At 60.0% G+C, this 12508-nt stretch carries 9 protein-coding genes; 6 read left to right on the top strand and 3 right to left on the bottom strand.

Translation table 11 applies throughout. The annotated features are described in order from the left end of the window. Positions 1 to 55: 55 nt before the first annotated feature. Positions 56 to 1282 carry a multifunctional CCA addition/repair protein gene (locus HU742_RS01895; protein WP_186643521.1) on the top strand — a complete coding sequence of 409 codons (1227 nt, stop codon included), beginning with the start codon at positions 56 to 58 and terminating at the stop codon, positions 1280 to 1282. Between the two features lie 42 nt (positions 1283 to 1324). Here the strand turns inward: HU742_RS01895 and folK are convergent, their stop codons facing one another. Together folK and folB are read right to left on the bottom strand one after the other, a co-directional pair. Then, positions 1325 to 1843: a 2-amino-4-hydroxy-6-hydroxymethyldihydropteridine diphosphokinase gene (gene folK / locus HU742_RS01890; protein ID WP_186641157.1), complete on the bottom strand. Its 519-nt coding sequence runs from the start codon at positions 1841 to 1843 to the stop codon at positions 1325 to 1327. Continuing rightward, positions 1834 to 2187: a dihydroneopterin aldolase gene (gene folB, locus HU742_RS01885; RefSeq protein ID WP_186614295.1), complete on the bottom strand. Its 354-nt coding sequence runs from the start codon at positions 2185 to 2187 to the stop codon at positions 1834 to 1836. Before folB ends, folK begins: the two co-directional genes overlap by 10 nt. A 74-nt stretch (positions 2188 to 2261) precedes the next feature. Here folB and plsY point away from each other — a divergent pair, with 74 nt between their 5' ends. Continuing rightward, entirely contained in the window at positions 2262 to 2831 is a 570-nt protein-coding gene (plsY, locus tag HU742_RS01880; protein WP_186614293.1) for a glycerol-3-phosphate 1-O-acyltransferase PlsY, read from the top strand. 8 nt (positions 2832 to 2839) lie between these two features. Here plsY and tsaD read toward each other — a convergent pair whose 3' ends face one another. Continuing rightward, positions 2840 to 3865 (bottom strand): tRNA (adenosine(37)-N6)-threonylcarbamoyltransferase complex transferase subunit TsaD, encoded by a 1026-nt coding sequence (gene tsaD, locus HU742_RS01875; protein ID WP_186641155.1) that lies wholly within the window; start codon positions 3863 to 3865, stop codon positions 2840 to 2842. A 199-nt stretch (positions 3866 to 4064) separates the two neighbouring features. Here tsaD and rpsU point away from each other — a divergent pair, with 199 nt between their 5' ends. The 4 genes from rpsU to HU742_RS01855 all read left to right on the top strand — a co-directional run bounded on the left by rpsU (position 4065) and on the right by HU742_RS01855 (position 12502). Beyond that, a complete protein-coding gene (rpsU, locus tag HU742_RS01870) occupies positions 4065 to 4280 on the top strand; it encodes a 30S ribosomal protein S21 (protein ID WP_002551877.1) in 216 nt (71 codons plus the stop codon). Between the two features lie 480 nt (positions 4281 to 4760). Beyond that, positions 4761 to 6719: a DNA primase gene (gene dnaG, locus HU742_RS01865; RefSeq protein WP_186643520.1), complete on the top strand. Its 1959-nt coding sequence runs from the start codon at positions 4761 to 4763 to the stop codon at positions 6717 to 6719. Positions 6720 to 6786: 67 nt separating this feature from the next. Further along, entirely contained in the window at positions 6787 to 8634 is a 1848-nt protein-coding gene (gene rpoD / locus HU742_RS01860; protein ID WP_186641151.1) for an RNA polymerase sigma factor RpoD, read from the top strand. A 124-nt stretch (positions 8635 to 8758) separates the two neighbouring features. After that, on the top strand, positions 8759 to 12502 hold the full coding sequence (locus HU742_RS01855; protein WP_186643519.1) for an EAL domain-containing protein: 3744 nt from the start codon (positions 8759 to 8761) through the stop codon (positions 12500 to 12502). Positions 12503 to 12508 lie beyond the last annotated feature (6 nt).

The following is a 12508-nucleotide window of genomic DNA, read 5'->3' as shown; positions in this document are numbered from 1 at the left end:
CGCCTCCGAACGGCCGACGTAAAGGTTTATCCTGTCGGCTCAATGGAGGTTTTTTATGCAAATCTACAAAGTCGGCGGCGCTGTTCGCGATCGCCTGCTGGGCATTCCCGTCACCGATATCGACCGGGTCGTGGTGGGCGCCACCGCCGAGGAAATGCTTGCCAGGGGGTTTCGCCCTGTAGGGGCTGATTTCCCGGTATTCCTCGACCCGAAGACTGGCGACGAATATGCCCTCGCCCGCACGGAGCGCAAGAGCGGCAGGGGTTACGGTGGCTTCGTGTTCCATGCCAGCCCCGAAGTGACGCTTGAAGAAGACCTGATCCGCAGGGACCTGACGATCAACGCGATGGCCGAAGACGATCAGGGCAATCTCACCGATCCCTACCACGGCCAACGCGACCTCGAAGCACGCCTACTGCGCCACGTTTCCCCCGCGTTCGCAGAGGATCCCCTCCGAGTGTTGCGCGTTGCCCGCTTCGCTGCGCGTTATGCCCCGCTGGGTTTCAAGGTGGCGGACGAGACACTTGAACTGATGCGTCAGCTCTGTGATTCCGGCGAACTGGAGGCGTTGACGGCAGAACGTAGCTGGAAAGAAATTTCCCGCGCGCTGATGGAAAATCAACCACAAGTGTTCATTAAGGTCTTGCGCGACTGCAACGCTCTCAGCATCTTGATGCCCGAGGTCGACGCACTGTTCGGCGTGCCACAACCTGAAGCTCACCATCCGGAAATCGATACCGGCGCTCACACGCTGAGCGTGCTGGAACAATCAGCCTTGCATCAACAGCCGCTGACGGTGCGCTGGGCTTGCCTGCTGCACGACCTGGGCAAAGGCTTGACTCCGGAGCATGAATGGCCACGCCACATTGCTCATGAGCACAAGGGCCTGAAGTTGATCAAAGCCGTCAACGAGCGCTTCAAGGCGCCTCGCGACTGTCAGGAACTGGCATTGCTGGTGGGCCAATATCACACCCATGGCCATCGCGCGCTAGAGCTGAAGGCGTCTACGCTGCTTGAGCTGCTGCAAAGTTTTGATGTGTACCGCCGGCCTCAGCGCTTCGAGGAGTTCATTGCGGCTTGCGAGATGGATGCTCGTGGGCGCAAAGGCTTGGAGGATCGAAGTTACCCACAAGCGGATTATTTGCGAGGTGCAGCATCGGCGGCTCGAGGCGTGGCAGTGCAGCCACTGCTGGAGAAAGGCTTCAAGGGGCCGCAGTTGGGCGAGGCGATCAAGCGGGAGCGCCTGAGGGCGTTGAAGGTCTACAAGGAAGCAGCGAGCTGACGGGGTTTTCGGGTCAGCTCGCTCGCGATGACAGCCGGCGCCTCACAGCAGATGCCCTGGCGTAAGCTGTTGGCCTCGCCATTCGAAAGCCACCGGTGCAAGCACTTGGTCAATCTGCGATTCATCCCACAGGGTGGCAAAGCTTTTCCCTACGCCAGGATGAATCCGATCCGGTGCGATCAACGACAAAGGCCATAGGACAAAAGCGTTCTTGAGAATTTCGGCGCGAGGCAGAATCAGCCCATCGAAGTTGCCAACCTGTTCACCGTACAGCAACACGTCGATATCCAGCGGCAGGCCCTTGCGGTCCGGCGCGTAGCGACCATTGTCGGCCTCGATGAACTTGAGACGACGGTCCAGCTCCATCAGCGGCAGATCCGTGAAGGCCGAGACGACAAAATTAAAGAACGGCCCGCTCTTGATACCCACGGGCTGGCTCTCGAATACAGCCGAACAGCGCATATCCACCAGAAAACCGGCCAGCGCTTCAAGTCCCGCGCACAAATGGGTTTCGCGCTCGATGTTGCTGCCGAGCCCGAGAAAAACCTGTGTCAGCGACATCCGCGCTCGATCTCCACGCCAACGCCGCTGGCGGCCGGTACGGCGCCTGGCTTGGTCACTTTCAGGCGCAGCCAGGTGATCTTGAACTCTTCCATGAGCGCCTGGGCCAGTCGTTCGGCAAAAGTCTCGACCAATTGGAACTGCGCTTGCTCGGCAAACGCCTGGATGCGCGAGGACACGCTGGCATAGTCGAGCGCCAGGGTCAGGTCGTCGCCTGCGGCAGCCGGGCGGTTGTCCCAGGCGAAGCTCAGGTCAAGCCGCAAACACTGTCGGATGCCTCGCTCCCAGTCGTAGGCACCGATAACGGTGTCGACTTCCAGGCCTTCGATAAACACTCTGTCCAAGCACTTTTCTCCGCAGCACGACAAGGGCGTATTGCCCCGTTAGAATCAGGGCGTCCTCGCCCGGAATGGTTAGCATGTTTTGGTTACTGGCGATCCTCGCCTACCTGCTCGGCTCACTGTCCTTCGCCATTTTGCTCAGCCGCCTGACCGGTCGTCCGGATCCGCGAATGAGTGGTTCAGGCAATGCCGGCGCCACCAACATGCTGCGCCTGGCCGGACGTAAACTCGCCGTCCTGACCCTGCTGGGCGATCTCTGCAAAGGCTTGTTCCCGGTACTGGTCGCCAGTCTTGCAGGACTCTCGTTGCAGCAGCAGGCTTGGGTCGGCGTCTGCGCGGTCATTGGCCATCTGTTTCCACTGTACTTTCGCTTTCGCGGCGGCAAGGGTGTCGCCACCGCTGCCGGCATGCTGCTGGGCCTGTATCCCCCCGCCGCACTGCTTGCCGTTCTCACCTGGCTGCTGACCTTCTATCTGACCCGTACCAGCTCCCTGGCCGCGCTGATCGCAACGCCGTTGACCCTGCCGCTGCTGGCTTGGCAGGAACCGGCGGCCTTGCTGCCGATGACGGCGCTGGTTGCGCTGATCGTCTGGCGTCACCGGAGCAATCTACGCGACCTGTTCGCCGGGCGCGAACGGCATTTCTAAACGGTGCCTCACAGCGGTGACAACTGCTCCATGGGCCAACGTGCCTGCACACTGATCGCCAAGCTTTCATGTTGGCCCGCCTGCAGCCGCTGGCAACCGGCAAAGGCGATCATCGCGCCGTTATCCGTGCAGAACTCCGGCCGGGCGTAGTAAACGTCGCCCTTCATGTCACCGAGCATTTTTTCCAGGGATATCCGCAAAGCCTTGTTCGCACTGACGCCGCCGGCAATCACCAGGCGCTTCAGCCCGGCCTGTTTCAAGGCGCGCTTGCACTTGATGGTCAAAGTCTCTACCACGGCCTGCTGGAACGCCAGGGAGATGTCGCAACGGGCTTGTTGACTGTCGTCCCCGGCGTTGACGCACTGCTGCCATGTATTGAGCGCAAAGGTTTTCAGGCCGCTGAAGCTGAGGTCCAGGCCAGGTCGATCACACATCGGACGGGGAAATACGAAACGTCCTTCTAGCCCTTGGGTTGCCAGCCGTGCGATCTCCGGTCCACCAGGATAATTGAGGCCCATCATCTTCGCAGTCTTGTCGAAAGCTTCACCGGCGGCATCGTCGAGCGATTCGCCCATGAGCGCGTATTGGCCAATTCCATCCACGCGGACCAGCTGCGTATGACCGCCTGATACCAACAAAGCGACGAACGGAAACTCCGGCGGTTGAGGCTCCAGCATCGGCGCCAGCAAATGACCTTCCATGTGATGTACACCCAGCGCCGGAATGCCCCAGGCAAACGCCAGCGCCTGGGCGCAGGACGCGCCAACCAGCAGCGCACCGACCAGGCCGGGGCCGGCGGTATAGGCGATGGCGTCGATCTCCGTCGGCACGCAGTCCGCCTCGGCCAAGACCTGGCGGATCAAGGGCAGCATGCGCTTGACGTGGTCGCGGGAGGCAAGCTCAGGCACCACGCCACCGTAGGCTCGATGCAAGTCGATCTGGCTGAACAGCGCATCGGCCAGCAGGCCGCGCTCACTGTCGTACAGTGCGACGCCGGTTTCGTCGCAGGAAGTTTCTAATCCCAGTACTAGCATGGGTTTGCGCCTTGTAGAGGCTGAATTCGAAGGCGCGCATAATAGTCGCCGCGTTGTGCCCCGACCAGCGGTTTTCGATCAGAGGCTTTGCATTCCGAGCGATGAGGGGTTAACATCCGCAACCCTTAAAAACCGACGTCTTCAAGTGCTCTTTTGCCGCGAGGATGTTGACCCCGGTAATGAATGAAGGTAGCTCTGGATGCCAGCCGTCAAAGTAAAAGAGAACGAACCCTTCGACGTAGCTCTGCGTCGTTTCAAGCGCTCCTGCGAAAAAGCCGGTGTTCTGGCTGAAGTTCGTAGCCGCGAATTCTACGAGAAGCCGACTTCTGAGCGTAAGCGCAAAGCAGCAGCCGCTGTTAAGCGTCACGCCAAGAAAGTTCAGCGCGAGCAGCGCCGCGCCGTACGTCTGTACTAATACACAGACGTCCGTAGCAAGCTTCTGCCTAGCCCGGCCCTCAAGCCGGGCTTATGGCATTTGCGCAAACCGCTTGATGCTTTACTCGTCAAAGCCGCAGACGCGACCTAGACAACCCGCTTCACCGCGTCAGACCTGGCTCTTTTGCCAGCGGTGCACGTCTTTTCTGACGAGCCTTCCAAGGCTACTGACGAGCACACCCTGATTCCTCTAACGACGATCAGCCCAAGGCACCTGCTTGCGTGCCCGCTTGATGAGCTATCCGAGGCCAGACCGGCCGTTACCGGACTCAGCGCAACACATTCACATGGTCGAATACTGATAGCCATTAACGTCAGTGGATAATCGGCAGATACACTTCCCGACAGCAATGATGCAGACGACCCGGTCGAGCCAACACTTTACCGTGCCTCAGACCCAGGAACCGATGACGCCCTGCTGATTTCGGACCCTATTTCGCGCAGTGATGATGAGAACGCCATGGCCGGGCTAATTCCCCAGAGCTTTATTGACGACCTCCTGAACCGCACCGACATCGTCGATGTGGTCAGTTCTCGCGTGCAAATGAAGAAAGCAGGCAAGAACTACACAGCCTGCTGCCCGTTTCACAAAGAAAAAACCCCGTCCTTCAGCGTCAGCCCGGACAAACAGTTCTATTACTGCTTTGGCTGCGGCGCTGGCGGCAACGCCCTCGGCTTCATCATGGACCACGACAACCTGGACTTTCCCCAGGCCGTCGAAGAACTGGCCAAAGCCGCCGGCATGGAGATTCCCCGCGAGGAAAGCGGTCGACAGCACAAGCCGCGCCAGCCCACCGATTCACCGCTCTACCCGCTGCTGACGGCGGCAGCCGATTTTTACCGTCAGGCACTCAAGAGCCATCCGGCCCGCAAGGCAGCAGTGGATTACCTCAAGGGTCGCGGCCTGACCGGCGAGATCGCCCGGGACTTCGGCCTCGGCTTCGCCCCGCCCGGCTGGGACAATCTCTACAAGCATTTAAGCAGCGACACCTTGCAACAGCGCGCCATGATCGACGCCGGCCTGCTGATTGAAAACGCCGAGACCGGCAAGCGCTACGACCGCTTCCGTGACCGAGTGATGTTCCCGATCCGCGATTCACGTGGACGAATCATCGCCTTTGGTGGCCGGGTGCTGGGCGACGACAAGCCCAAGTACCTGAACTCCCCGGAAACCCCGGTTTTTCATAAAGGCCAAGAACTCTACGGCCTCTATGAGGCTCGCAAGAACAACCGCAACCTCGACGAGATCATCGTCGTCGAGGGTTACATGGACGTCATCGCCCTGGCGCAGCAAGGCTTGCGCAACGCTGTGGCGACCCTCGGCACGGCTACCAGCGAAGAGCACATGAAGCGCCTGTTTCGGGTCGTGCCCAGCGTGCTGTTCTGCTTCGACGGCGACCAGGCCGGCCGCAATGCCGCCTGGCGCGCACTGGAAGCGACGTTACCTTGCCTGCAGGACGGACGACGCGCGCGCTTCTTGTTCCTGCCCGAGGGCGAAGACCCGGACACCCTGGTGCGTTCCGAAGGCACCGATGCGTTCCGGGCGCGAATCAACCAACATGCGCAACCGCTGGCCGATTACTTTTTCCAGCAGTTGACCGAGGAAGCCGACCCACGCTCGCTAGAAGGCAAGGCCCACATGGCCACCCTGGCGGCGCCGCTGATCGACAAAGTCCCCGGCGCCAATCTTCGAACGCTGATGCGTCAGCGGCTGACCGAAATCACCGGTCTCAACAGCGAAGCGATGAACCAGCTGGTCCACAACGCCCCCCAAGAGGCGCCGCCTGCCTACGATCCGGGCGTCGATTACGACGCGATGCCAGACTTCGCCGACTATCATCAACCTCAGCAGGACTACGCACCTGCACAGGAATGGACACCCAAGAAACCCGGCAGCGGCGGCAAGAAATGGGACAAGAAACCCTGGGACAAGAACGGCAAGCGGGGCGATCGCGACCAGCCACGTGCCCCGCGCGTGCCGGCCGCCGTCGAACCACCAACACTGGCCGCCCTGCGCACTTTGCTCCACCACCCGCAACTGGCTGAAAAAGTCGAGGACGCCGGGCACTTCGCCGCCGAGGACCACAGCAACACACAATTGCTGATCGCACTCCTTGAAGCTGTGCAGAAGAACCCCAAGCTAAACTCATTCCAGTTGATCGCACGGTGGCATGGCACCGAGCAGGGGCGCCTGTTGAAGGCGCTGGCCGAGAAGGAATGGCTGATAGACGGAGAGAACCTTGAACAACAGTTTTTCGACACCATTACTAGCTTGTCCGCCCGCCAACGCGAGCGAAACCTGGAACAACTTCTGCGCAAGGCTCGGCAAAGCGAGCTGACCAGCGAAGAGAAAAATCAATTGCGTGATTTACTCAGCCGCAATGTTTGCGCATCAAACCCGACCTCAACTGGCGCGTGAGGTCACAGCTCAGGTATAATCCTCGGCTTGTTTTTTGCCCGCCAAGACCTTCAGTGGATAGGGTGTTATGTCCGGAAAAGCGCAACAGCAGTCTCGTATCAAAGAGTTGATCCTATTGGGTCGTGAGCAGGGCTACCTGACTTACGCGGAGGTCAACGACCACCTGCCGGAAGATATTTCAGATCCGGAACAGGTGGAAGACATCATCCGCATGATCAATGACATGGGGATCAACGTATTCGAGGTTGCTCCAGATAAGGATGCCCTTATGCTGGCCGACGCCGATACCGACGAGGCGGCCGCTGAAGAAGCGGCCGCAGCGTTGGCAGCGGTCGAGACCGACATTGGTCGCACCACGGACCCCGTGCGCATGTACATGCGCGAAATGGGTACGGTAGAGCTCCTCACGCGTGAAGGCGAAATCGAAATCGCCAAGCGTATTGAAGAAGGCATCCGTGAAGTGATGGGCGCAATCGCGCACTTCCCTGGCACGGTCGACCATATTCTCTCCGAGTACACCCGCGTCACCACCGAAGGTGGGCGCCTGTCCGACGTTCTGAGCGGCTATATCGACCCGGACGACGGCATCGCGCCGCCTGCCGCCGAGGTTCCGCCACCGGTCGACCCGAAAGCCGTCAAGGCCGACGACGAGACCGATGACGACGACGCCGAAGCCAGCGACGACGAAGAAGAAGCCGAAAGCGGTCCGGATCCGGTCATCGCTGCGCAGCGTTTCGGCGCTGTGTCCGACCAGATGGAAATCACCCGCAAGGCGCTGAAAAAGCATGGCCGCTCCAACAAGCAGGCGATCGCCGAGCTGTTGGCGTTGGCCGAGCTGTTCATGCCGATCAAGCTGGTGCCCAAGCAGTTCGAAGGCCTGGTCGAGCGCGTTCGCAGTGCCTTGGATCGCTTGCGTCAGCAAGAGCGCGCGATCATGCAGCTTTGCGTTCGTGATGCCCGTATGCCGCGTGCCGACTTCCTGCGCCAGTTCCCAGGCCATGAAGTCGACGAAAGCTGGACCGACGCACTGGCCAAAGGCAAGAGCAAATACGCCGAAGCCATTGCTCGCCTGCAGCCGGACATCATCCGTTGCCAGCAGAAGTTGAGCGCGCTGGAGGCCGAGACCGGCCTGAGCATCGCCGAGATCAAGGACATCAACCGTCGCATGTCGATCGGCGAGGCCAAGGCCCGCCGCGCGAAGAAAGAGATGGTCGAAGCGAACTTGCGTCTGGTGATCTCCATCGCCAAGAAGTACACCAACCGCGGCCTGCAATTCCTCGACCTGATCCAGGAAGGCAACATCGGCCTGATGAAAGCGGTGGACAAGTTCGAATACCGTCGCGGCTACAAGTTCTCGACCTATGCCACCTGGTGGATCCGTCAGGCGATCACTCGCTCGATCGCCGACCAGGCCCGCACCATCCGTATCCCGGTGCACATGATCGAGACGATCAACAAGCTCAACCGCATTTCCCGGCAGATGTTGCAGGAAATGGGTCGCGAACCGACCCCGGAAGAGCTGGGCGAACGCATGGAAATGCCTGAGGACAAGATCCGCAAGGTATTGAAGATCGCCAAAGAGCCGATCTCCATGGAAACCCCGATTGGTGATGACGAAGACTCCCATCTGGGTGACTTCATCGAAGACTCCACCATGCAATCGCCGATCGATGTCGCCACCGTTGAGAGCCTCAAGGAAGCGACTCGCGAGGTACTCTCCGGCCTCACAGCACGTGAAGCCAAGGTACTGCGCATGCGCTTCGGCATCGACATGAATACCGACCACACCCTTGAGGAAGTCGGTAAGCAGTTCGACGTGACGCGTGAGCGGATTCGTCAGATCGAAGCCAAGGCGTTGCGCAAACTGCGCCACCCGACGCGAAGTGAACACTTGCGTTCGTTCCTCGACGAGTGACCATCAAACCCCCGGCCCTGCCGGGGGTTTTGTTATGTGCAGATAAAACGTCCTTCGCTGCCACCCCCTCCCTATTGCCCGTCTACACTCGAAACATCCTCCCCAAGCCATGACGAGACCGTAGATGCCCAGACTGACGGCCGTGCTTTTGCTGTCACTGATGACCTGGACCGCAACGGCCGGCGCGTTGACGCTCACCGATGAAGAGCGCCGCTGGCTCAGGGACCACCCCGACCTACGCCTGGGCGTTGATGCTTCGTGGCCGCCGTTCGAGTTTCGTGATGACCAGGGCCGCTACCAAGGCTTGGCTGCCGATTACGTCGACATCATTCGCGAGCGGCTGGCAGTTACCCTCACGCCCATCGAACCTGTCAGTTGGACCGTGGTGCTGGAACAGGTCGCCCAGGGCAAGATCGACCTTCTGCCGGGCATCATGTCCACCCCCGAACGCCAGAACTACCTGGCCTTCACGCGCCCTTACCTTGATTTTCCGATTGTCATCCTTGCCCATCACGGCGGCGCCCAACCGCGCAGACTGGAAGATCTTTACGGGTTGAAAATCGCCGTGGTGGAAAACTATGCGCCCCACGAACTGTTGCGTAACCATCATCCCGACCTGAACCTCGTCGCGCTGCCCAACGTCAGCTCGGCCTTGCAGGCGTTGGCGACCGACGAAGTGGATGCCGTGGTGGGCGACTTGGCATCCAGTGTCTGGAGCCTGCGCCAGCTCAAGCTCGACGGGCTCTACGTTAGCGGGGAAACGCCTTATCGTTATCAGCTGGCGATGGCCGTCCCGCAGGAAAACAAGATACTGGCGGGCATCCTGGACAAGGTCATGGCGGATATGACGCCGGTCGAAATCGCTGAGATCCAGGAAAAATGGATCGGCAACGTCCGCGATTATCGGCGGTTCTGGTCGGACCTGCTGGTCTACGGCCTGCCAGGACTACTGCTCCTGGTCGGTATTCTGGCCGTGGTGATTCGCATCAATCGCCGCCTTAGCTCGGAAATAGCCCGACGCGTCGATCTCGAACAAGAGCTGCGCAGCAGCGAATACCATTATCGCGGATTGGTCGAGAGCCTTTCGGCTATTGCCTGGGAAGCCAGGGTCAGCGACTTTACCTACAGCTATGTGTCGCCCCATGCCGAAGAACTGCTTGGCTATCCCCTCGCCCATTGGCTCATTCCGGGCTTCTGGCGCAACATCATTCACCCGGCCGATCTTATCCGCGCCCAGACTTATTGCGATCACGAAGTGCTCGCCGGTCGCGACCATTGCATCGATTACCGGGTGATCACCGCGGACGGTCGCTGCTTGTGGGTACGGGACATCGTCAGCCTGATCGAGCATGGCCACGAGCCGTTGATGCGCGGATTGATGATCGACATCAGTGAAGCCAAGCACACCGAAGAAGCGCTGCGCCTTTCCGAGCAAAAGTTCGCCTCGGTGTTTCGCCAATGCCCGGACATCCTGGTGATTGCACGATTGCATGACGGCTGCCTGCTGGAAGTCAACAAAGCCTTTGAAGAACAGATCGGCCTGAGTGCGGCACAAGTCGTGGGCAAAAACGCCACCGACCTGGACATCTGGGGCATACAGGGCGTTGGCCCTGATCTGTTGCTACGCCTGCAGGCCGGGAGCATTCGCAATCTTGAAATGCCCTTCCGGCGCAATAATGGCCAAGTCTTTACCGGACTGATTTCCGCCGAACCCTTCGATCTCGACACGACGCCCGCCCTGGTCGTGGTCGTGCGAGACATCAGCCAGCTCAAGGAAACCCAGCAGCAGTTGCAAACCTCGGAAGAGAAGTTCGCCAAGGCTTTCCATGCTTCGCCCGATGGCCTGTTGCTGTCCCGCCAGAGCGACGGGCTGCTGATTGAAGTCAACGAAGGCTTCAGTCGCATTACCGGCTTCAACAGCGCATTGTCGGTCGACCGTTCCACTCTCGACCTGGGCATCTGGGTCAATCTCAACGAACGCAAACAGATGCTCGACCTGCTGCAGCGAGACGGCTTCGTGAGGGATTTCAGCTGCCATATCCGTCGCAACGACGGGCAGATCCGGCTCTGCGAAGTGTCCAGCCGCCCCCTGCCCATCGGCAACGAAGACTGCATGCTGACCATCGCCCGGGATATCACCGAACGCCACTTCATGCAGGAAAAACTGCAACAGGCCGCCACGGTGTTCGAGAGCACCGCCGAGGGCGTACTGATCACCGATACGCAACAGCACATCAGCGCGGTGAACCGAGCCTTCACCGAAATCACCGGCTATAGCGAAACCGAAGCCCTGGGCCATACGCCTCGTTTGCTGGCGTCCGGCCTGCATGACAGCGCGTTTTACGCCGCGATGTGGCACCAGCTGACGGCGGAGGGCCACTGGCAGGGAGAAATCTCCAACCGACGCAAGAACGGCGAGCTATATCCCAGTTGGCTGACCATCAGCGCCGTGCGCAACCATGAACAGCAAATCACCCACTTCGTCGCGGTTTTTGCCGACATCTCCAGCCTCAAACACGCCCAGGCGCGGCTCGATTACCAAGCGCATCACGACCCGCTTACCGGCCTGCCGAATCGCACCCTGTTCGAAAGCCGTTTGCTGACGGCTTTGAATAACCAGCAGGAGAACGGCGGCCAGGGCGCGGTATTGTTCCTCGACCTGGATCGTTTCAAGCACATCAACGACAGCCTCGGACACCCGGTCGGCGACCTGCTGCTCAAGGGCATTGCCGTGCGCCTGCGCGAGCAGCTACGGGATATCGACACCGTGGCGCGCCTGGGTGGCGATGAATTCATCATCCTGCTGCCCGGCCTGCAACAGCCCAGCGATGCCGAGCATATCGCCCAGAAACTCCTCAGCTGTTTTGGCGCGCCGTTCCAGGCCGGCGAGCATGAGTTCTTCATCAGCGCCAGCATTGGCACCAGCCTGTATCCGCAGGACGGCTGCGACGTCGCCACGCTGGTCAAGAATGCCGACGCGGCGATGTACCGATCCAAAGCCAAGGGCCGCAACCGGGTGGAAAGCTACACCCGCGACCTCACCGCCCAAGCCAGTGAGCGCGTGGCATTGGAACACGAACTGCGACGGGCGATAGAACGCAACGAGTTGTCATTGTCTTTCCAGCCGAAAATCAGCCTCATCGACAACCGGCTGGTGGGCGCCGAAGCGCTTATTCGCTGGACGCATCCAACATTTGGCGACGTACCGCCTGAGCATTTCATTCCCCTGGCCGAAGAAAACGGCATGATCCTGCAGATCGGCGACTGGGTGCTCGAAACCGCCTGCCGGCAACTCCATGAGTGGAACAGCAGCCACGATAGCCTCGGCCCGCTGTCCGTGAATTTGGCGGGAGTCCAACTGCGCCAACCCAATCTGCTGGGTCGCATCGAGCAGCTATTGCGAGAAAACCATCTTGAGCCTGGCTTATTGCAACTGGAGATTACCGAAAACTTCATCATGAGCCAGGCCGAAGAAGCCCTGGCGGTGCTGCACCAACTGAAAAAACTTGGCGTACAACTGGCCATCGACGACTTCGGCACGGGGTATTCCTCCCTCAGCTACCTCAAGCGCCTGCCGCTGGACATCCTCAAGATTGACCAGTCATTCGTCCGCGGCCTGCCGGATGACCCGCACGATGCGGCCATCGTGCGGGCAATTATCGCCCTGGGCCGAAGCATGCAATTCACCATCATCGCCGAAGGCGTCGAAACCTTGGCCCAACAGCAATTCCTCGCAGAGGAAGGCTGCGAGCAGATCCAGGGCTACATCGTCAGCCTGCCCCTGTGCGCCGAAGAATTCGCCGCCACGTTTCTGCATGTGACCGTATCGGATTTTTCGGATAGCACAGCCGAGAAACCGTCGCTATAATCCGCG

This window comes from Pseudomonas marvdashtae, assembly GCF_014268655.2.
Taxonomy (GTDB): domain Bacteria; phylum Pseudomonadota; class Gammaproteobacteria; order Pseudomonadales; family Pseudomonadaceae; genus Aquipseudomonas; species Aquipseudomonas marvdashtae.
Note: the sequence above shows the minus strand (reverse complement) of the source record. Positions and strands in the feature narration are given on the sequence as shown.